Below are 21,071 nucleotides of genomic sequence, written 5' to 3'. Positions count from 1 at the left end.
CAACAGACCCTAAAGTTAATGGCTGACATCAATCATGGTGACGCTGCCATCGGCATTTACCTCAGCCATTTGTCCCTTCGGCTCTGCCATAAAGGCGAGCGTTACCAGGCCAATGAAGGCTGTCACTGCAATTACGTAGAAGAAGGTTTGATAATCAACAAATGAAAGTACTGTTAAGTAAACCACCGCACCGACATTACCGTAGGCACCTGTCATACCGGCAATCTGTCCGGTCATACGGCGTTTAATCAGCGGAACGGTCGCAAATACTGCACCTTCACCCGCCTGAACAAAGAATGAACATAACATCGCTGCCGCAACTGCAATCCATAACGTCCAACCGCTGGTAATTTGCGCCATTAACAGGTAACCCAGTGCCAGACCTGCAGTGAGTATCACTAAGGTTATCTTGCGACCGAATTTATCTGAGATCCAACCGCCACCAGGTCGTGATACAAGGTTCATAAAGGCGTAAGAGGAGGCAACCATACCCGCAACCACGGGGGTTAACTCAAAGGTTTCCAGGAAAAACAGGGGCAGCATGGAAACAACTGCCAACTCTGAACCAAAGGTTGCAAAATAAAGGATATTTAATACCGCAACCTGCTTGAATTTATACTGATGAATCTCTGCAACGGGTGTAGTAAAAATGCCTTTATTGACTTTCCAAACCTGTGACCACTCGTAGATATAGAGTGCAATCAGTACCCCATAGATAGCATAAGTGACTTGTGCTGAAAGCATATTTATATTAGCTGGTGACAGTTTCCAGGCCAGCAATGCCAGTGCCGCGTACATTGGTATTTTCATTACTAACAGTAAGAAAAAATCACCTTTAGAGGTTACTTCCATCGCGGTTAGGTTTTTAGGTTTAAAATATGTTGAACCCTTTGGCGTGTCGCTGATATTGGCATAAAAGATAAAAGCAAAGATTAAACTTAGCGCCCCGGTTACCGCCATGGCGTAGCGCCAGCCGTCTTCACCGCCAAACATTAACGCAATGGTAGGCAGGGTAAAGGCTGCCGCAGCTGAACCAAAGTTACCCCAGCCGCCATAGATACCTTCAGCTGTACCGAGTTCATTATGCGGGAACCACTCTGAGACTAAACGGATACCGATAACAAAACCTGCACCGATAAAGCCTAAGGCAAAGCGGGCGATAGCCGCTTGAATAAAGCTGTCGGCAAAGGCAAACATAAAACAGGGGATGGCACAGATAGCCAGTAGCGCAGAATAAACGATACGTGGACCAAATCTATCAGTTAACGAGCCAATGATCACCCGCGCAGGTATGGTCAGAGCTACGTTTAAGATCAGTAGGGTTTTGATCTCCTGGGTAGTCAGCCCGAGCGTCTCTTTCACCGCCTGCAGTAAGGGGGCGAAGTTAAACCAAACAGCAAAGGTAATAAAAAATGCCATCCAGCTTAAATGTAGTGTTTTCATCTTTCCTGAAAAAGAAAAGATGTTAAATGCAGGTTTATTCACAATGTTATCCTTTTATTCATAATCGGTATAAATCCAGGTTAATCAAAAACAGGCCCTTAACTGGCTTGTTTAAGCTGGATTTGATCATTCTCTCTACGTATTAAATAGGTTTTTATCTGCTGCTCGGGCTCTTCTAAACATTCCCCCGTAGACAGATTAAAATGCTGTTTATATAAAGGAGAAGCGATATACATCTCTCCCTGCAGGGATGCCATAATGCCGCGTGATAGCACGCTTGCCTTGGCAATAGGGTCGACATTATTGACCGCGTATAACTGTTCTGTGCGTTGGCAGTAAAAGATCGCTACGTGCTCTTCTTCAAACAGTGCACAAATACCGGTGTTTGGCGTAAGATCCTGAAACTTGCAGATTGTTGTCCATTGACTCATTGTTGATCCCCTTATTCTGTTAATTCTAAAACTTCAATTGGCTGTATTTTCACCGGTTCTGCGGGAATACGTTGTTGACGGTCGCGCTTAAAAGCTAAATGATTATCGATCTGATCGCTGTTGATAAAATGCTTAAAGCGTTTTAGTTTTTCCGGATTGCTGATGGTGGTTTTCCATTCACACTGGTAATTATCAATATTGCGCTGCATTTCAGACTCCAGCTCTGCATTGAGGTTTAATTTGTCCTCAATTACTACTTCTTTTAAATACTCCAAGCCGCCTTCAAGGTTTTCCAGCCACACAGAAGTGCGTTGCAGGCGATCTGCGGTACGGATATAGAACATTAAAAAGCGATCCACATATTTGATTAAAGTATAGTCATCTAAATCAGATGCGAGCAAGTCACCATGACGGGGGCGCATTCCGCCGTTACCGCAGACATATAAGTTCCAGCCTTTATCCGTGGCAATAACACCCACATCTTTACTTTGTGCTTCCGCACACTCACGGGTACAGCCTGATACCGCGAATTTAATTTTGTGTGGTGAACGCAGGCCTTTATAACGGTTTTCCAGTTCGATGGCGAAACCGGCACTGTCATTAACGCCGTAACGACACCAGGTACTACCCACACAGGATTTAACCGTACGTAACGATTTTCCGTAGGCATGACCGGTTTCAAAGCCGGCATCAATCAGCTGCTGCCAGATAAGAGGCAATTCATGCAGTTGTGCACCAAACAGATCCACACGCTGACCGCCGGTAATTTTGGTGTATAGATCAAACTCTTTGGCAACCTGGCCTAACACAATTAGTTTATCCGGGGTGATTTCGCCACCGGCAATACGCGGTACTACTGAGTAGGTGCCGTCTTTTTGAATATTACCCAGGAAGATATCGTTACTGTCCTGTAGCTCCATATGTTCATCTTCAAGAATATAATCATTCCAGTAAGACGCAAGGATAGAACCGACAGCCGGTTTACAAATCTCACAACCCAGACCGTTACCATGCTCGCTTAGAAGATGGTCAAAGCTTTTGATTTTTTTAACCCGGACAATATCTGCCAGCTCTTGGCGGGAATGTTCAAAATGCTCACAAAGGTTGTTATTGACTTCAAAGCCTAAATTGGCCAACTCAGCATCCAACACCTGTTTAGTTAATGCCGAACAACCGCCACAACCTGTTGAGGCTTTAGTTGCATCTTTAAGGTCACCCATTGAGCAGCAGCCCGCCGCCACCGCGCTTTTAATATCGCCTTTGGTGACATCAAAACATGAACAGATAGCGGCGCTATCAGGCAGGGCATCGACGCCTAATCCACTTGCTTCTTCATCCCCGCTACTCGGTAAAATTAATACAGCCGGGTTTGCAGGCAGAGTCATGTCATTGAGTAACAGTTGTAATAATGTGCCGTAAGCTTCTGCATCCCCAACTAAAACGGCACCGACTATTTTTTTGCCGTCTTCAGAAACAATCAGGCGTTTATAAACTTGTTCAATTTCGTCATGATAGGTGTAGGATTGTGCGCCGGGCGTTTGTCCATGCACTTCACCAATACTGGCAACATCAATACCCAGTAATTTAAGTTTTGTACTCATATCCGCACCGGTGAATTGCAGTGATTCACCTTTGATATGTGCCGCTGCCACCTTGGCCATCTGGTAACCCGGTGCCACCAGACCAAAGACAAAGTTATTCCATAGAGCACACTCACCAATGGCATAAACATTATCAACATTAGTCTGACATTGGTTATTAATCACAATACCGCCACGCTCGCCAATGGTCAGGCCGAACTCACGCGCCAATTCATCCTGCGGGCGGATACCAGCTGAGAAGATGATCGTATCGGTTTCTAAAAATGTGCCATCGGCAAAGTTCATTCGGTAGCGGCATTGTTCTCCAGCAACAATTTCCGTTGTTGCTTTGCCGGTATGGACTTGTACGCCAATATCTTCTATTTTACGGCGTAGTAATTGACCACCGCCATCATCTAACTGTACCGCCATCAGGCGAGGTGCGAATTCCACCACATGAGTTTCCAAACCCAGATCTTTTACCGCTTTGGCCGCTTCCAGTCCTAATAAACCACCGCCAATCACCACGCCTACTTTACTGACCTTACCCGAGGCGGTGATCGCTTCAAGATCTTCAATCGTCCGGTAAACATGACAGTGCGCCTGGTCATTGCCGGGAATAGGGGGTACAAAAGGATAAGAGCCCGTTGCTAAAACAAGTTTGTCATAGCTTTCAGTACGTCCACTTGCGGTGATTACCTGGTTGTTTGCAGTATCAAGTTGGGTAACCTTGTCGTTGAGGACAAAGTTAATACCATTTTCCTGATAATAAGCCGCATCAGTTAAGGCCAAATCATCAGCTGTTTTACCGGAGAAAAAACCACTTAATTGAACACGGTCATAGGCAAGACGGGATTCTTCCGAGAAGGTGATGATATCGTAATCGACGCTATCATCTGTAATCAGCGTATCAATAAATTTATGGCCGACCATACCGTTACCGACCACTACAATGCGTTGTTTACTCATAATGTAAATTTCCTATATATATATATTGTTATGCTGATAATTGTGTTAATTCATTCACTGCACTGGCAATGGATTGCTGCTGGTTAAACCATTGCAACTGCTCGGCAAGTGAGATTACTTTTCCGATCATGATCAGAGCGGGGGATTGCACTTGTTGTTCATCAACCAGTGCGGAAAGTTGTTTGAGGGAACCGGTAATAACACGCTGTTCGGGACAACAGCCGTTTTCAATCAAAGCCACCGGTGTATTTTCATCTAAGCCTGCGTTTATAAGCTGGGTTTCAATTAATGTCGCTTTGCTTAACCCCATATAAAAAACCAGGGTATGATCCAGTTTGGCAAGTGCCTGCCATTTTATATCCAGAGTTTTCTCTGCATGTGCAGTCACAAAAGTACATCCCTGGGCAAGACCACGATGGGTAAGCGGGATGCCGGCGTAACTGCCGCAGCCTGCCGCGGCGGTAATGCCCGGCACTATTTCTACTTTAATATCCTGCTCTTTTAGCGCCAGTATCTCTTCACCGCCACGCCCGAAAACAAATGCGTCGCCCCCTTTTAAGCGGCAGACCGTTAAGCCCTGTTTGGCTTTATTAATTAATAACTGATTGATTTCAGACTGGCTGGCACTGTGAGCACCCTTCGCCTTACCGACGTACACAGTTTCAGCCTGCGGGGGAAAAAGAGCTCTAATTTGCTCACTTACCAGATTATCAAAAACAATTACATCACTACTTTGTAAAAGGCGTAAGGCTTTTACTGTCAGCAGGTCCGGATCGCCCGGACCGGCACCCACTAAAAAAACGACACCAGATTGAGTTGACTGTTTATTTTTTAGTGAGGTTATATTGCTTGTCATTTGTTCCCTTAAGACAAAGTTTGTAACTGCATGATGGCTGTTATTTAAGTTCATCTTGTCACCTGTGTTATGTTAAGTCGTTAATAAAGTGTTTTCGATGCAAACTGGATGTTACTGCTTTGTTAACGGTTTGTGGTGTTAAAGCAAATACAGTGCCAAAAGATAAAAATCTACCTAAATTAAAAATTTAAACTCTTTTAAATCATATTCTTAGTTATGCGTATTTGGCCTTAATAATAGTGGGTTTGAGAGTGCTAGAGGGCATTATTTAGTAGAGGCTGGCCCCTTAATAGTGCAAGGCGCACCATTATGTGACATTGCCATGTGGCGGTGCTCGTTTTTTTGTTGTCGGGTTGTTACTATCTGGTTGTGAAATAAAACACCTGCTTTTACGAATTCAATTGTTAAGCAGTTGTTCGGAAAGTGTTAATTTTTAAAACTTAAGGAAGGGTTGTATAAATTGTATAACTTGGTGCGTAAATTGCATGATTAGTTTCCAGATGAAATTAAATTACGAATAGACAGCGGGTCAAATACAGAGAGGGCACATGACTGCAGAGAAAAGCTTATGGACAAAAACCACTTGTGCGTATTGCGGCGTTGGCTGCGGTGTGGAGGCAAAACCCAACAAGCAGGGGTTATTGGATATCAGAGGCGATCAGGAGCATCCTGCAAATTATGGCCGGTTATGCTCTAAAGGTATGGCGCTGGGTGAAACAGTTATTCATGAGGGGCGGTTATTAACGCCGGAAATCAAGGGTATTAAGTCAAATTGGGAAGATGCCCTGAATGTGGTTGCTGATAAATTTTCTCAGACAATAGAAGAGCATGGCCCTGATTCCGTGGCTTTTTATGTATCAGGCCAGCTGCTCACAGAAGATTATTACCTCGCCAATAAACTGATGAAAGGTTTTATCGGCAGCGGTAATATTGATACTAATTCACGCCTTTGTATGTCTTCATCGGTCGCCGGGCACAAGCGTGCATTTGGCGCCGATGTTGTCCCTGTCTGTTATGACGATCTTGAAAAAACCGATATGGTGGTGATCACCGGTTCTAATTTAGCCTGGTGCCATCCGGTATTATTTCAGCGTTTAAAAGCGGCGAAACAGGCACGTCCGGATCTTTTTATTGTGGTGATCGATCCGCGCAAAACCGCAAGTTGTGAAATTGCAGATTTGCATTTGGCGATTCAACCGGGCGCAGATGTTGCCCTGTTTAATGGTTTATTAGCTTATCTGGCCGACAATCATGTGACAGATAAAGATTACATCGACCAATATACACAAGGATTTGACCGCACTTTAGCCAGTGCCCTTGAAGAATGTCGGGATCTGGATGACTTTTTAAAGCGCCTCGGTATTACGGCGGCGCAGTTGGATATCTTCTACAACCGTTTTGCTTTGACAGAAAAAGTGATGACGATTTATTCTCAGGGGGTTAATCAGTCCTCACAAGGTACAGATAAAGTAAACAGTATTTTGAACTGTTTTCTGGCAACCGGGCGGATCGGTAAAGAAGGGATGGGGCCATTTTCGGTGACCGGACAGCCAAATGCCATGGGAGGACGGGAAGTAGGCGGACTTGCTAATACCTTAGCTGCACACATGGAGTTTGGTAATATTGAAGATCACCTGAGAATAAGTGACTTTTGGAAAACCAAAAAGCTGGCAACCAAGCCGGGGTTAAAAGCCATTGATCTTTTTGATGCCATTAATGACGGAAAGGTTAAGGCGGTTTGGATAATGGCTACTAACCCTGTGGTCAGTTTGCCCGACAGCAACAAAATTAAAGCGGCTCTGGAAAAATGCCCGTTAGTGGTTGTTTCCGATTGTATTAAAGAAACTGCGACAAGTGCTTTTGCCGATGTGCTGTTACCGGCTCAGGGCTGGAGTGAAAAATCCGGAACAGTGACTAACTCTGAGCGTCGAATTTCCCGGCAGCGCAGAATTTTACCCACCCCGGGATTAGGCAAACCGGATTGGTGGATAATTAGTGAAGTGGCCAAAAAAATGGGCTTTGCAGGCGCTTTTGACTATCACCATGAGGGTGAGGTATTTGATGAATATGTGAAGATGACTGCGTTAGGTAATCGCGAAGGTCATCTGCGCGCATTGAATCTGATTGGTCTGGCGGATCTGAGTGCTGCTGATTACCATAAACTGTCACCTCAGCAATGGCCTGTCCTGGAATATCAAAAAACGCAGGTTAATCAGCGCCTGTTTACTGACAATCTGTTTTTTACGGCAAGTAAAAAAGCGCAGTTAATCCCGGTTTCCCACCAGTCTCCCCTGAGCAGCTGTTGTGAGGGGTATCCTTTTGTACTTAACAGTGGTCGTATTCGAGATCAATGGCATACCATGACCAGAACCGGGCTTTCCAGTCGCTTAAGTGCCCACCTGCCTGAACCCTTTGTGACAATGAATCCCGAAGATGCAGCACAACAACAGCTGCAAACAGGGCAATTGGTTAACCTTAGCAGTGCTAGCGGGGAATTATTAGTTCGTCTGGAACTATCAAAAGATATAGAGCCGGGACAGTTGTTTATGCCGATCCACTGGAACGATAAAACGGCGAGTAAGGCAAATAGCTGTGCGTTAATAAAAGCGAATCTGGACAGCAACTCCGGTCAACCGGAGTTTAAATTTACGCCGGTAACATTAAGCAAATGGAAATATAAGAGTGAAGCATGGTTATTAAGCCGGACGGTGATGGATCTCTCCGAATTTGATTATTGGGTAAAACAAAAAGTTGATGCAGGTTATCTGTACCGCATCGCATCCACCGTTAGTCCGCTGGATTTAACCATTAAACTGTCCAATTTAATGCTCAATGGTGGCGGTAAAACGTTAAGTAATTCTCCCTGTGAGACAAGTCAGAATCCAATTTACCGCTATGCGAATATTGCGCAGGAGAAAATGCAGCATGTTTATATTGTCGGGAAAAACCTGCAGGAGCAGGATTTAGACTGGTTGCAGAACCTGCTTGATGAAAGCGTTGATAGCAGTATTGAACGCTCAATTATTTCCGGGCAGGTAGAAGGTAAACTTGCCTGCGGAAAAATGGTTTGTGCCTGTAAACAAGTGGGTGAAAAAACCATTAAAAATGCAATAGTTGAACAGAATTTTGATTCGCTTGAAGCTGTCAGTCAATACACCGGAGCTGGTACAGGCTGCGGCTCCTGTTTAAGTGATGTGGAGCAGATTTTGATAGACTGTAAAAGCCTTGTTTGAATGAGGTGTTGATTGCCGGATGGTGCTGAGTTATCAATTGCTGCTGCACTGATAACTTAGATTTAAATCAAAAGTTAGCGCCAAGTTATCTAAGTGCTATTTTTGTAAGCAATGAACAATAGAAAAATAGCCGGGCAATCTCAAGTTGAAAAAGTTGTACAATTCTCGGATATAATAACAGGTCGATTCTGCCTGCATCGACTTTTTACCACCCTGCACCGCTTCCTCAGTTGATCATCGTTTGCTTGATGATCAACATCTGATCGGACACTTTTGATTTATGCATAAGGTGCCGATTTAAGTATAATAAGACTCTAAATTTCGGTTTATTTCCGGCACGTTCTCTTGCAAAGGTGCTATAACCCTGCTTACCCTTAGGAAAAATATGAGTCCTTACAATAAACTTTCTCTGCATTATAAAAAAATTGCTAACTTTAATCATCTCGCAGCGGTAACCAGCTGGGATCAGGCGGTGATGATGCCGGCTGGTGGAAATGAATCCCGTGCGCAAGCTACGGCTGAACTTTCTCTGCATATCCATCAATTATCAACTTCGTCACATCTCGGGGATTTATTCGCCGCTGCTGAGGCTGCAAATCTCAGCGAGATTGAATCAGCAAGCTTACGTGAAATGAAAGCGCAATGGCAAAAAGCCACGGTTTTGCCGGAAAAATTAGTGCAGGCTCAATCTTTGGCAGGCTCCCGGTGCGAGCATGCCTGGCGCAGGCAACGTGCTGATAATGACTGGCAGGGTTTCAGCAAAAACTTTGCCGAAGTGGTTTTGTTATCTAAAGAGGAAGCGGCAATTAGAGCAGAGGCCGGTAATAAAAGCCCCTATGATGCCATGCTGGATCTTTACGAGCCCGGTATGAGCAGCGAACAATTGGATGGTGTCTTTGGCGATTTAAAAACCTGGTTACCTGAATTAACCGTTCAAATACAGCAGCAGCAGGCCGGCCAAAGCTTTCTAAAACCCACGGAACGCTACAATACCAATGAGCAAAAGAGGCTTGGTTTAGATATTATGAAACTGCTTGAGTTCGATTTTAATCATGGCAGATTAGATATCAGCACCCACCCCTTTTGTGGTGGAACAAGCCAGGATGTCCGCATCACAACACGTTATGATGAAACGGATTTTGTTCAGTCTTTGATGGGGATAGTTCATGAAACAGGGCACGCCCGTTACGAGCAGGGCTTACCAAAAGCGCTGCAGGGCTTGCCTGTTGGTGAAGCGCGTTCAATGGGCATTCATGAGTCACAAAGTTTGTTTTTTGAAATGCAGTTGGGCCGTTGCAATGAATTTATCGCGCAACTTGCGCCCTTAACCTGCAAACATTTTCCGGATAATAATCCGGCAGTATTTGCGGCAGGCAACCTGCAGAAAATTTATACCCGTGTAAATCCGGGGTTAATTCGTGTTGATGCCGATGAGGTTACTTATCCCGCTCATATTATTCTGCGTTATGAGATAGAGCGTGATTTAATCAATGGCAATATTGATTATGCAGATATCCCCGAGTTATGGGATCTTAAAATGCGCGAATATTTAGGGCTTGCCACTGCGGGTAATTACAAAAATGGCTGTATGCAGGATATACACTGGACAGATGGTTCTTTCGGGTATTTTCCGAGTTACACATTAGGGGCAATGTATGCGGCGCAGTTTATGGCGGCAATGAAAAAGCAGGTGGATGTCGGTGCCTGTATCACTGAGCAGAAAATGACGCCGATTTTTGAGTGGTTAGCACAGAATATCTGGTCTAAAGCGAGTTTATTATCCACCGATGAATTAGTTAAACAGGCCACGGGTGAAATACTTAATCCAGCTCTTTATAAAAAACATCTGCAGGAAAGATACTTAGATTGATATTTATCAATCTATGCACAATACGCATGAATGATATGATTATGTTTCATTTTTTTCATAAATTATTTTCCCTATACTATCGATGTTATTAATTTCACCTATTACTCATGGAGTCTGTTTATGTTTAAAGCACTTGTTCTTGAGCAACAAGATAAAAAAACCATTGCCGAAATTCGTCAACTGGATGAATCATCACTTCCGGAAGGTGAAGTATTAATTGCTGTTGATTATTCATCTTTAAACTACAAAGATGGTTTAGCGATCACCGGCAAAGGGCGCATTGTCCGCCAGTTTCCTATGGTACCGGGTATTGATTTAACCGGTCAGGTTATCGAATCTAAAGATGCCCGTTATCAGGCTGGTGACCAGGTTGTCTTAACCGGTTGGGGAGTCGGTGAAGGGCATTGGGGCGGAATGGCGGAAAAAGCCAGTTTAAAAGCTGACTGGTTAGTGCCGCTGCCGCAGGGCATGACCGGTAAACAGGCGATGATGATTGGTACAGCTGGTTTAACAGCGATGTTATGCGTACAGGCATTAGTTGATGCCGGGATTAAACCTGAAAGTGGTGAAGTTTTAGTGACAGGTGCGAGTGGCGGAGTGGGGTCGGTGGCCGTCACTTTATTGGCACAACTTGGTTATCAAACGGTTGCTGTGACCGGCAGGGTCGAAGAAAATGGCGAATTGTTAAAACAGCTTGGTGCCAGCCGTGTTATCAGCCGAGCAGAGCTGGAAGAGCCTGCACGACCATTAGAAAAACAGTTATGGGCAGCGGCTATCGATACAGCGGGCAGTAAAATATTGGCTAAAGTACTGGCGCAAATTGATTATGATGGTGCCGTGGCGGCCTGTGGTTTAGCCAATGGTTTTGATTTACCGACCACGGTGATGCCTTTTATTTTACGTGGCGTGAAATTGTTGGGTATTGATTCTGTTAATTGCCCTTTTGAGCGCCGTATAGCTGCATGGAAACGTTTGAGTGAAATAATGCCTGCCAGTTATTATCAGCAGGCATGCCGTGAAATTGAGTTAACCGAGGCGGTAGAATGTGCCGAAGCGATTACCAACGGACAGATAACCGGCCGCACGGTCATTAAGTTATAACAGATCTAATAATCAAATATACTATTCAAGCCTGCTGTCGCGGGCTTTTTTATACCAGCCCCATATCATGGATACGCTGATTAATTAACCTGCCGCATTCCTCTTTTAATAAATTACGCAGCCAGATTTGCGCCTGAGAATGTTCACAGCGGGGATGCCAGGTAAGGCTGTATTCAAAAGGTTTAAATTCAAAAGGCAGGGGTTTTACCAATAAATTGTATTTTTCTGCCATTAAATAGGCGAGATCTGCCGGTACGGTGATCAGCAGGGGCATCTTATCAACAATGGCTAAGGCGGCTTCCAAATGATAAGAGCGTAAAATAGTATTTTGTTTTTGATGCCCGGTCAGCGCTGCATCAAGCAGTGCTTTTACGCCATCGCTGATCGCAATTAGCGCATGCGGATAGGCAAGGTAATCTTCCAGAGTTAAGGTTTTATCTGCCAGAGGATGAGACTTTGCCAACATACAAAATACACTGACTAAGCCTAATTTTTCCTGCTGTAACGGTGCTATTAAAGAGACCGGCCGACAGATTGCCATGTCGGCGCCCTCGCTGGTTAACTGATTGAGCAGCTGATCATGTTTAAGGGGTAAAAACTCAATGGATACATTTGCCGCCTCCTTGTAAATACGTGGTAATGCATAGGGGAGAATGGCCTGCATGGCATAGTCTGTGGTGGCTATTTTAAATTTTTGGGTGCAGTGTTTCGCTTCAAAATGGCTGGGAGAGAGTAAAGTGCGCAAAGATTGTAAAGGTGCGTTGAGAGCAAGGTTTAATTCGATAGCGCGCTGTGTTGGCTGCAGGTGCTGCCCGTGGCGGATAAAAAGCGGATCATCCAGCAGGTTTCTTAATCTTCCCAAAACACGGCTGACCGCAGACTGACTTAAATTAAGCCTGACAGCTGCGCCACTGACGCTGCCTTCTTCAATCAGTACTTTTAATGCAATTAACAGGTTTAAGTCTTTGCGGTAAATCTCTTCCAGTTCCATATTTTAACCAGGCTATTAATAACAACGACTTATTATGAGGAATATTGGCTGAAACGCCTACCTATTTTGTCATTCTGTGGGTGTTTTCAGGTTATGGCGTGCAAATCATGGGGAGAAGGCGTGCGGCTAATATGTGTTAGCAACACGCCGGAGCTTTTTTTATTAACGAATAGCAATAAACAGTGAGCTGCCATTGCGGTTAACCTGCAATAAAACGCTGTTCTTCGCAAGCACTAGTGCTTTTTGGAAGGATGATAAATCATCAACCCGTTGTTTATTCGCAGCAATTATCACATCTCCTGCACGCAGGCCACTGTAGGCTGCTGGTGAATTTGCTTGCACTTCGATAACCAATATACCGGCACCTTCATTATTCTTGGCAAATGATGCACCTTCCAATAAAGGGTGGAGCTTCCAGGAAGACTCTTGGCTGGCAAGGGTCTGGGGCTCACCAACCTTAACATTTACCGTTTTGCTTTGACCGTCACGCAGATAAGTGATTTTAACCTTATCACCGATACGTTTGATACCTATCTGACTGCGTAGCTGTCCCGTGGAGGTGGTGGCCTTGCCATCGACTTTGGTAATAATATCCCCAGAGGTTAAACCCGCTTTTTCTGCTGGTGAGTCTTTTGCCACGCTGGCAATCAGGACACCCAGCTGACCATTATCAAGTCCCAGTGCTTCCCTTAAATCCAGGGTAATATCCTGAATACTGACACCAATCTGACCGCGTTTAACTTCGCCGTGTTTTAAAATTTGCTGCATACTGGCTTGTGCCATATTAATTGGAATAGCGAATCCTATACCTATATTCCCCCCTGCAGGGGCAATAATAGCTGTATTGATACCGATTAATTCACCATTCAGGTTAACCAGTGCCCCTCCGGAGTTACCCGGATTAATAGAAGCATCGGTCTGGATAAAGTTTTCATAACCTTCCAGACCTAAACCACTGCGGCCCAATGCACTTACGATACCTGTAGTAACAGTCTGGCCTAAACCGAAAGGGTTACCGATGGCAACAACAAAATCGCCGACTTCCAGCAGAGAGGATTCGCTGATGCTGACCTGAGTAAGCTGCTTGGCTTTTATTGACAGTATGGCAATATCCAACTCCGGATCCGAACCGATTATTTTGGCTTTATAACTGCGCCCGTCAATCAATGAAACACGCACTTCATCGGCATCTTTTATCACGTGGTAATTGGTCATGACAATCCCGTCCTGAGCGTTGACTATTACCCCTGAACCCGCACTTTGCTGACGTTTTTGAGGTGCCTGCTGACGGGAATTATCCTGCTCGGGAAGATTGAAAAAGTGCCTGAAATAAGGATCATTCAACAATGGGTTAACTGACGCTTGTTTGGTGGAATAGGTGGAGATATTAACCACCGCGGAATTTACCTGCTTGAGCATCGGCGCCAGTGACGGGAAAGGTTTCCCCTGAGCGGTAACATTGGGCAATGCGGCATTGACGGCAAAGCTTAACCCCAAACAAAACATCATCACGACAAACAGAGGTGATTTCATTTTCATTTTTTTTCCTTAATGTTAATCAAATAATTCATGGAAAAAGACATTTTTTTACAACTTATTAGCTTACAAAATGGCTATGCACAGGTCAAAATAAATTTTTATCAAGCGTAGGCAGAATGAATATCTTTTCATTTTTCCATAAATTTGATGCGGTTTCTCAGTGTTTCAACTTCTTCGAGTAACTCTAACGCCAGCGCCGCACCGGCAAGATTTAGGCCAAGATCCGCTTCAAGCCGTTGCACAATACGTACGCGGCGCAGGCAATATCCACGGAAGTGCCATTGCTTTTGATCATAGCCGACCGGTTCAATAACGCCTTCTTTTACCAGTGCTAAAATCCACTCTGCAGGCTTGCCGCAGGCCTGGCTAAGCTCATTTAGGGTAAAGGTTGTCTCTTCTTCAACGATTATGCCTGATAATACAGCGTGCTTGGTCATGTTTTATACCCCCATCTTACTTCTTGGGTTAAAGGCCATGGTATCTGCCATCTCTTTATACAGTGCCTTAGCGGTTTCGCTGCTCGCCTGCGGCGTCACAACACTGAGCGTGACATAGATATCCCCGGCGGGATTTCCCGGGATCCCCCGGCCTTTGAGGCGCAGTTTACTGCCACTATTTGATCCCGGTGAAACTTTAAGCTCTACCACACCATTAGGGGTCGGAAGGGGCACTGTGGCTCCTAAAGCCGCTTCCCATGGCGTTACGGGCAGTTGCATATGCAGATTTCGTCCTTCCGGTTGATAAAAAGGATGTGGATTAAAATGAACCTCCAGATAGAGATCGCCTTTCTCACCTTGTCCGAGTCCGGGGGAACCTTGTCCGGCGAGGCGAATCTGTTGCCCATCTTTGATTCCTTTGGGAATTTTAATATTGAGGGTGCGCTTGATCACCTTCATTTGCCCGTTACTGTCCAGCTCCTGTGTCTGCAGATGAATACTGCGGGTGGCGCCGGAAAATGCATCTTGAAGATCCACCGCGACTTTAGCATGAGCATCGGGGCCCCGGGCGTTAACCTGCGGGCCGTAACCGGTATGCGCGCCCTGACTTCGCCGGCCAAACAATTCTTCAAAAAAATCACTAAAACTTCTGCCGCCCAGATCACTGAAGTCATGTTGAGTGAATTCAAAATGTCCGTCTCGGTCTGACTGAGTATTATATTGCTGCCAGGAGGTCTGGTTTGGATCTAAGCGATCATAGGTAGTCCGTTTTTTGGGATCTTTAAGTACTTCATAGGCTTCGGCTACCTCTTTAAATCGGGCTTCGGCATCATTCTCGCTGCTGACGTCAGGGTGATACTTGCGCGCTAACTTACGGTATGCAAGCTTAATCTCCTCCAGCGAAGCATCGCGTTTCAGCCCCATTATTTTGTAATAATCTTTATACTCCATAAGCGCGCTACCTTAGTTTGGGCATTTTTCTGTAATAGATTTTTAAATGTTTGTAAAAATAGAGTAAAGGCCCACTTGGCCGACAATAAGCTTAATTAAATCTTAGCCTGCATTGTTTTATATTCCACTACCGGTAAGTGCAATTAAAAATAATCATGCAGGCTTGCTTATGACTACTAGAATTATAACTAGTTGTATTGGCTCGATAGTTAAATATTAACTGCTGCAGTTAATAAAATAATATGCCCAGGCCACTTGAAGTTGCAGATTCAGAGGCCTGGGTGGAAACACAAGGAATGCAATTATGTCAGATTGGAACAATCCGGCCGCCAAAGGGGCTATGTTGAATAATTATGTGCAGAAGAGCACTCAGAAGGTAATTGTCTGTCTGGAGATCGCTTTTTCGGAATTGGGCAGTATCCGTCAGAATTTACTCACTCCTGAGTTTTTGCTGGTGGCGTTACTCTCTCAACCCGACAGTGAAGTACAGAAAATATTACAGCGTTTATTACCCGATGAAGATGATCCGGCACTGCGTATTATTAGTCTGGTTCGACAAAATTACCCGCCTGCAAGCTCGGTACAGGTAAAACAAATTTTAGCATCGCAGGAGATAGTAGAGGTATTTCGGATAGCTTATGGTGAAGCTAAAAACCTTGGCGATGATTATATTGGTACAGGTGCGCTGTTTATTGCACTTTTTGACAAGGAAGCGGGACCGGTTTCCGCTTTGCTGGCAAAAGAAGGCCTTAATGTTGAGCAGGCGCGCAATGCTCTGAAGGAGATTCGAAGAGGACACGTGCTGAATAGTCAGGATGCGGAAGGTAAGCCTGATGTGCTGGATACATATACCAAAGATCTGACTGAAATGGCACGCAGGGGAGAGCTGGATCCTGTTATCGGTCGTGAAGAAGAGATCGAACTGGTTATCCAGACTCTCTCCCGGCGAAAGAAAAATAACCCCGCCTTAATAGGTGAACCCGGGGTGGGTAAAACTGTGATTGTGGAAGGGTTGGCGCAACGTATTGTTGCAGCAGATGTGCCTGATACCCAGCTGAATAAGCGTCTTCTGGCACTGGATATGGGCGAGCTGGTAGCCGGTGCATCAATGCGTGGTGAGTTTGAAGACCGTTTAAAATCGGTACGCGATGCGGTTATTGCGGCTGGCGGTAAAGTTATTTTGTTTATTGATGAGCTGCATACAGTGGTCGGTGCCGGGGCCGGCGCCGGGGGAATTGATGCGCCGAGTTTGCTGAAAACTGCTCTGGCGCAGGGAACCCTGCAGGTTATCGGTGCCGATACACTGGATGAATACCAAAAATATATCGAAGCTGATAAAGCCCTGGAGCGGCGCTTTCATCCGATCTTAGTCAGAGAGCCTGGCATTGAGGAGACCATTGCTATATTGCAGGGGGTCGCGCCGCGTTATGAAAAACACCACAATATACATTATGCGCAAACAGCATTTGAAGCTGCAGCGCGGCTTTCTGAGCGTTATATTGCAGATCGCTGTCTGCCGGATAAAGCAGTTGATTTAATTGATGAAGCGGGCTCGCGTAAACACCTGCGCCTGACCGCCATTCCCCGCAACTTACGCGACCTTGAGCGCAAGCATCAGGCGTTATTAGTGGATAAAACCGCTGCCTTTAATGCACAAAATTTCGAGCAGGTAGCTGACAGGCAGATGGAAATTTTAAAAATGGATCAGCAGCTTAAAGATGCCCGCAGTAACTGGCAGCAGGGAAGGGCAAAAGAAGATATGATGGTGACGGCGGATGATATTGCAGAGGTGGTTGCTCGCTGGACAGGTATTCCGGTGGCGAGAATGGTCGAGTCGGAATCAGAAAAGCTCGGTAGAATGGAGGAGAAACTGCATCAGCGAATTGTCGGTCAGGAGGATGCTGTGCGTGCAGTTGCGGATGCTATCCGTCGTAATCGTGCCGGTATTACTTCCAGTCGCCGCCCTATTGGTTCCTTCCTTTTCCTTGGCCCGACCGGCGTGGGGAAAACCGAACTGGCACGAGCGTTGGCTGCATTTTTACTGGATGATGAATCAAGAATAATCCGCCTTGATATGTCGGAGTATATGGAAAGGCACGAGGTTTCTAAGATGATTGGCGCTCCACCGGGATACATCGGTTACGGGGAAGGCGGTCAATTGACCGAGCGGGTACGTCATAACCCTTATACCGTGGTATTACTCGATGAGATGGAAAAAGCCCATCCGGATGTCTTTAATATGCTCCTGCAGATTCTCGAAGACGGGCAGCTGACCGATGCTAAAGGGCGCAAAGTTTCTTTTCGCAATACGGTTATTATCGGTACTTCTAACCTGGGCACTGAATCACTCTCACCGGATAAGCGTCCCATCGGATTTATCCATTCTAAAACGTTAAACTATAAAGAGACCCAGGATTTGGTGATGCATGAAGTTAAGAAGTTCTTTAAGCCGGAGTTTCTAAATCGGCTTGATGATATTATTGTTTTTCATTATCTGGAAACGGAGCATGTTCATCATATCGCACAGATGTTTGTTGCGGAATTAGTTGAACGGATGAAACTCAGGGGGATTACACTGGAGGTCGATAATGCGGTTATTGATAAACTAGCAGTGGACGGTTTTGATCCTGTCTACGGTGCCCGTCCCTTAAGGCGTGAAGTGGAGCGGCAAATAGAGAATATTTTAGCCATGAAAATTGTGCAGGGGAAATGCCCGGATAACAGCCGTGTGCAGGTGAAGATAGAGGACAAGGAGATTGTTTTTGTCACTGAGCAGCAGTGAATGAGTGAAAATAAAAATGCTGAATCAGAGATTATTATTCTCTGATTCAGCTCTATTCAAAGGTATTACTTTATTTTACTGGGTACAAGCTTACTGACGAATCCCTTCTACATGCAGCTGCATATCGACATAACTTGAAGCGCCGACAACCTGAATACCAAAGTCAGCTAACTGTAAACGTGTTGTACCTTCAAAGCCGGCGCGATAATTTCCCCATGGATCATCGCCTTCACCGACAATATTCGCGTCAATGGTAATGGCTTGTGTTTTACCATGGAGCATTAAATCACCTTCAATAGTTAAACCACCTTGTGCTTTTTTTGTCACTTTGGTGCTGTTAAATGTTGCTGTTGAATATTTGCCCGCGTTTATAAAATCACTGCTTTTAATATGCTTATCACGCTCCGCATGGTTTGAATCGAGGCTTGTGGTATCAACACTTACCATCACTTTAGAGGCTTCAATATTGTCAGGATCATAGCTGAACTGCCCCTCAAAATTGTTAAAGCGTCCCTGTATGAAACTGTAACCTAAATGGCTTACCTTAAAATTGACAGAGGCATGTTTGCCTTTGCTGTCTATCACATAATCGGCGGCATTAACCATTGCCGGTAGTGTCATAGAAGTTAGTAAAGCTGTCGCTAATAGTGTTTTTTTCATGATTAAACCCTTTTATTTATTCAGATCATCTTCTTGAGTGTATTGTCTTTGTTAATAAAGTGATGTTTTAACGCTGCTGATGCATGGACAGCAGCCAGACCAATCAGTATAAAGGCAAGGTAATAATGAATTACACCGGCAATATCTTCCTGATTTTCGACAATCGAACCAAATCCCTGCACTGTAAACCAGTTAAAGACATCTATTCCACTGCCGTCTGCCGTACTAATCATGTACCCTGAAATGAACATGCCCAGTAATAAAATATAGAGTAAAGTATGGGCGGATTTTGCCGCTTTTATTTCCCAATTTTTTCCCTCAATACTCGGCGCGGCAGTGGCTTTTTTCCAGATAATTCTCACTAGCGTCACTGCAAATAAACACAATCCTACAGACTTATGGATATGTGGTGCTGTGTGATACCACTCATGGTAGTAGTTCAGATCAACCATCCATAACCCGAGAGAAAATAAGCCGATAATCGTAATGGCCGAAAGCCAGTGCAGCAGCTTGGCCAGTTTATTATATTGCTGTACAGGTTTGCTCATTAGCAACATCCTCGCTAGCGTCGTTCCTGATTATTGGATTAATCCAGAAAATACCTGGTTAACAATATTGGAACATTTATTTAACATTACATATCGTTCCAGTGTAACTACTTTATCCTAAAAAAAAATGGGAAAAATTAGATTGATATGTTCAAATATTTTGATTGTTTAATCTCTTATCAAACCAGTTCGTTAGGAAAGGTTATCTCTTCCCTTGAATCAAGCCATTGCGGATATTTCTGCATAATCGAATGAAATAGCTGGCTATTGCTTAGGCCCGCCAGCCAAACTTGCAACTTCGGGTAGGGGCTTTGTGCAAACCAGGCTCTATCAACACTGGCAAACTGACGTACAAAAGGAAAAATAGCCATATCAGCCAATCTGATCTGTTGCCCGAAGAGGAAAGGAGTTTGGCTTAAGCGGTTTTCCAATGTCATTAAAAACTCTTCACCCTGCTCCCGGTAAAATTGCTCGCTATGCTCAGGAAAGCGCGATGCATATTTATAGCGGTCTAACCAATGTTTGAACTCAGCATCATTTTCATCAATTAAATTTAGCATCTCGATTAAATTGCCTTTTAACCAGCCTTGCGGATCTGACTTGTGCAGGCACCAGACCATTATCTCTAAACTTTCCTCGAGAACGCTGCCGTCAGCAAGCTGCAGTACAGGTACGGTGCCCTTGGGAGAAATGGCCAGCATCTCCTGTGGTTTATGTTTAAGAATGATTTCACGTAAATTGACCTGCTGCTGACTGATCGCGATCGCTAAACGGGCGCGCATCGCATAAGGGCAACGGCGGAAAGAATATAAGGTGTTGGGCATAAATACCTCGTCAGGAATGTTAGGAAATTATTGTAATGTCGTAATTTTTTATTATATGTCGTAATTTGATGATTATTAAATATTCTCACTCACTTCTATGACTGCTTAAAAGTGCACAGTAAGGCTTTTCTGCCATTTAATTGTGACGATTATATGATAATCTCCTGTTTAAATAGATAAACAAGGTTAGTTATGAAAATTTCAATGATTGCCGCGATGGCGGAAGATCGGGTAATTGGCTTGGATAATAAAATGCCCTGGCATTTGCCTGCCGATTTAATGTTTTTTAAACGGGTTACATTGGGTAAACCCATCATTATGGGCCGTAAGACTTTTCAGTCGATCGGACGTCCTTTACCGGGCAGAAAAAACATCGTCTTAAGCCGTGATGCAAACCTGCAAATAGAAGGCGTCAGCTGTGTACAGACTGTTGAGCAGGCACTGGCGCTGGTAGAAGGTTGTGATGAGGTGATGGTGATCGGTGGCGCGACGATTTATGAGCAGTTTTTACCTCGGGCAGAGTGTTTGTACCTCACGTTTATTGATTTAAAAACACCTGGTGACACCCATTTCCCTGATTACCGGCTGATTGCAGATTGGCAGGAAGTGGATCGCGAGAGGCACCAGGCGGATCAAAACAATAGTTATAACTATCAGTTTGTGACCTTAGAGCGTGTGAGCTGATTAAACAGCCCAACAGATTCTAGCTATGCATCGGGCAAGCTAAAGAAAATATTTTTTTATCTTGCCAGCGTAACATGGTCAGACTATTTCCCCATACACAACCCGTATCTAATCCATAAAAGCCTTCAACTGTCACTTGGCCTAATAATGAAGCCCAGTGCCCAAAAGTTAT

General features: G+C 44.7%; 16 protein-coding genes and 1 pseudogene. 5 read left to right on the top strand and 12 right to left on the bottom strand.

The annotated features are described in order from the left end of the window. Positions 1–15 precede the first annotated feature (15 nt). From ABZA00_RS04985 to cobA, 4 genes are read right to left on the bottom strand one after another with little or no spacing between them, the layout of a single operon-like run. Complete coding sequence (locus ABZA00_RS04985) at positions 16–1,485, bottom strand: NarK family nitrate/nitrite MFS transporter (RefSeq protein ID WP_372881040.1); 1,470 nt, start codon at positions 1,483–1,485, stop codon at positions 16–18. A 56-nt stretch (positions 1,486–1,541) separates the two neighbouring features. After that, on the bottom strand, positions 1,542–1,874 hold the full coding sequence (nirD, locus tag ABZA00_RS04980; RefSeq protein WP_372881039.1) for a nitrite reductase small subunit NirD: 333 nt from the start codon (positions 1,872–1,874) through the stop codon (positions 1,542–1,544). Between the two features lie 11 nt (positions 1,875–1,885). After that, positions 1,886–4,423 carry a nitrite reductase large subunit NirB gene (gene nirB / locus ABZA00_RS04975; protein WP_372881038.1) on the bottom strand — a complete coding sequence of 846 codons (2,538 nt, stop codon included), beginning with the start codon at positions 4,421–4,423 and terminating at the stop codon, positions 1,886–1,888. 28 nt (positions 4,424–4,451) lie between these two features. Beyond that, positions 4,452–5,279 carry a uroporphyrinogen-III C-methyltransferase gene (cobA, locus tag ABZA00_RS04970; RefSeq protein ID WP_372881037.1) on the bottom strand — a complete coding sequence of 276 codons (828 nt, stop codon included), beginning with the start codon at positions 5,277–5,279 and terminating at the stop codon, positions 4,452–4,454. 548 nt (positions 5,280–5,827) lie between these two features. On the opposite strand from cobA, the gene ABZA00_RS04965 reads away from it, so the two are divergent. The 3 genes from ABZA00_RS04965 (at position 5,828) to ABZA00_RS04955 (ending at position 11,483) form a co-directional block, all read left to right on the top strand. Then, positions 5,828–8,512, top strand: coding sequence for a molybdopterin-dependent oxidoreductase (locus ABZA00_RS04965; RefSeq protein WP_372881036.1), 2,685 nt, complete (start codon positions 5,828–5,830; stop codon positions 8,510–8,512). Between the two features lie 385 nt (positions 8,513–8,897). Next, the gene (locus tag ABZA00_RS04960) at positions 8,898–10,382 is read left to right on the top strand and encodes a carboxypeptidase M32 (protein WP_372881035.1); all 1,485 of its coding nucleotides are present in this window, start codon (positions 8,898–8,900) and stop codon (positions 10,380–10,382) included. Positions 10,383–10,502: 120 nt separating this feature from the next. After that, entirely contained in the window at positions 10,503–11,483 is a 981-nt protein-coding gene (locus tag ABZA00_RS04955; protein WP_372881034.1) for an MDR family oxidoreductase, read from the top strand. Positions 11,484–11,532: 49 nt separating this feature from the next. Here the strand turns inward: ABZA00_RS04955 and ABZA00_RS04950 are convergent, their stop codons facing one another. From ABZA00_RS04950 to ABZA00_RS04935, 4 genes are all read right to left on the bottom strand, one after another. Beyond that, on the bottom strand, positions 11,533–12,474 hold the full coding sequence (locus ABZA00_RS04950; protein WP_372881033.1) for a LysR family transcriptional regulator: 942 nt from the start codon (positions 12,472–12,474) through the stop codon (positions 11,533–11,535). 162 nt (positions 12,475–12,636) lie between these two features. Beyond that, positions 12,637–14,013: a DegQ family serine endoprotease gene (locus ABZA00_RS04945; protein ID WP_372881032.1), complete on the bottom strand. Its 1,377-nt coding sequence runs from the start codon at positions 14,011–14,013 to the stop codon at positions 12,637–12,639. A gap of 128 nt (positions 14,014–14,141) precedes the next feature. Then, a complete protein-coding gene (locus ABZA00_RS04940; protein ID WP_372881031.1) occupies positions 14,142–14,450 on the bottom strand; it encodes a chaperone modulator CbpM in 309 nt (102 codons plus the stop codon). Positions 14,451–14,453: 3 nt separating this feature from the next. Further along, on the bottom strand, positions 14,454–15,401 hold the full coding sequence (locus ABZA00_RS04935) for a DnaJ C-terminal domain-containing protein (RefSeq protein WP_372881030.1): 948 nt from the start codon (positions 15,399–15,401) through the stop codon (positions 14,454–14,456). Positions 15,402–15,705: 304 nt separating this feature from the next. Here ABZA00_RS04935 and ABZA00_RS04930 point away from each other — a divergent pair, with 304 nt between their 5' ends. Further along, on the top strand, positions 15,706–18,183 hold the full coding sequence (locus tag ABZA00_RS04930; protein ID WP_372881029.1) for an ATP-dependent Clp protease ATP-binding subunit: 2,478 nt from the start codon (positions 15,706–15,708) through the stop codon (positions 18,181–18,183). 90 nt (positions 18,184–18,273) lie between these two features. Here the strand turns inward: ABZA00_RS04930 and ABZA00_RS04925 are convergent, their stop codons facing one another. From ABZA00_RS04925 to ABZA00_RS04915, 3 genes are all read right to left on the bottom strand, one after another. Further along, entirely contained in the window at positions 18,274–18,843 is a 570-nt protein-coding gene (locus ABZA00_RS04925; RefSeq protein WP_372881028.1) for a YceI family protein, read from the bottom strand. A 20-nt stretch (positions 18,844–18,863) separates the two neighbouring features. Further along, positions 18,864–19,391 (bottom strand): cytochrome b, encoded by a 528-nt coding sequence (locus ABZA00_RS04920; RefSeq protein ID WP_372881027.1) that lies wholly within the window; start codon positions 19,389–19,391, stop codon positions 18,864–18,866. Positions 19,392–19,570: 179 nt separating this feature from the next. Further along, entirely contained in the window at positions 19,571–20,215 is a 645-nt protein-coding gene (locus tag ABZA00_RS04915) for a glutathione S-transferase N-terminal domain-containing protein (protein ID WP_372881026.1), read from the bottom strand. A gap of 192 nt (positions 20,216–20,407) precedes the next feature. Between ABZA00_RS04915 and folA the strand changes: the two genes are divergently transcribed. Further along, positions 20,408–20,899, top strand: a complete 492-nt coding sequence (gene folA / locus ABZA00_RS04910; RefSeq protein WP_372881025.1) for a type 3 dihydrofolate reductase — start codon at positions 20,408–20,410, stop codon at positions 20,897–20,899. Positions 20,900–20,918: 19 nt separating this feature from the next. Here the strand turns inward: folA and ABZA00_RS04905 are convergent. Beyond that, a pseudogene (locus ABZA00_RS04905) lies at positions 20,919–21,071 on the bottom strand (bis(5'-nucleosyl)-tetraphosphatase); the annotation flags it as partial.

It is taken from the genome of Psychromonas sp. (assembly GCF_041586535.1).
In the GTDB taxonomy this organism is placed as follows: domain Bacteria; phylum Pseudomonadota; class Gammaproteobacteria; order Enterobacterales; family Psychromonadaceae; genus Psychromonas.
Note: the sequence above shows the minus strand (reverse complement) of the source record. Positions and strands in the feature narration are given on the sequence as shown.

Coding starts and splice junctions, on each gene's coding strand:
- nirD (WP_372881039.1), bottom strand. CDS start 1,874: ATGAGTCAATGGACAACAATCTGCAAGTTTCAGGATCTTACGCCAAAC.
- nirB (WP_372881038.1), bottom strand. CDS start 4,423: ATGAGTAAACAACGCATTGTAGTGGTCGGTAACGGTATGGTCGGCCAT.
- cobA (WP_372881037.1), bottom strand. CDS start 5,279: ATGACAAGCAATATAACCTCACTAAAAAATAAACAGTCAACTCAATCT.
- ABZA00_RS04965 (WP_372881036.1), top strand. CDS start 5,828: ATGACTGCAGAGAAAAGCTTATGGACAAAAACCACTTGTGCGTATTGC.
- ABZA00_RS04960 (WP_372881035.1), top strand. CDS start 8,898: ATGAGTCCTTACAATAAACTTTCTCTGCATTATAAAAAAATTGCTAAC.
- ABZA00_RS04955 (WP_372881034.1), top strand. CDS start 10,503: ATGTTTAAAGCACTTGTTCTTGAGCAACAAGATAAAAAAACCATTGCC.
- ABZA00_RS04950 (WP_372881033.1), bottom strand. CDS start 12,474: ATGGAACTGGAAGAGATTTACCGCAAAGACTTAAACCTGTTAATTGCA.
- ABZA00_RS04945 (WP_372881032.1), bottom strand. CDS start 14,013: ATGAAAATGAAATCACCTCTGTTTGTCGTGATGATGTTTTGTTTGGGG.
- ABZA00_RS04940 (WP_372881031.1), bottom strand. CDS start 14,450: ATGACCAAGCACGCTGTATTATCAGGCATAATCGTTGAAGAAGAGACA.
- ABZA00_RS04935 (WP_372881030.1), bottom strand. CDS start 15,401: ATGGAGTATAAAGATTATTACAAAATAATGGGGCTGAAACGCGATGCT.
- ABZA00_RS04930 (WP_372881029.1), top strand. CDS start 15,706: ATGTCAGATTGGAACAATCCGGCCGCCAAAGGGGCTATGTTGAATAAT.
- ABZA00_RS04925 (WP_372881028.1), bottom strand. CDS start 18,843: ATGAAAAAAACACTATTAGCGACAGCTTTACTAACTTCTATGACACTA.
- ABZA00_RS04920 (WP_372881027.1), bottom strand. CDS start 19,391: ATGAGCAAACCTGTACAGCAATATAATAAACTGGCCAAGCTGCTGCAC.
- ABZA00_RS04915 (WP_372881026.1), bottom strand. CDS start 20,215: ATGCCCAACACCTTATATTCTTTCCGCCGTTGCCCTTATGCGATGCGC.
- folA (WP_372881025.1), top strand. CDS start 20,408: ATGAAAATTTCAATGATTGCCGCGATGGCGGAAGATCGGGTAATTGGC.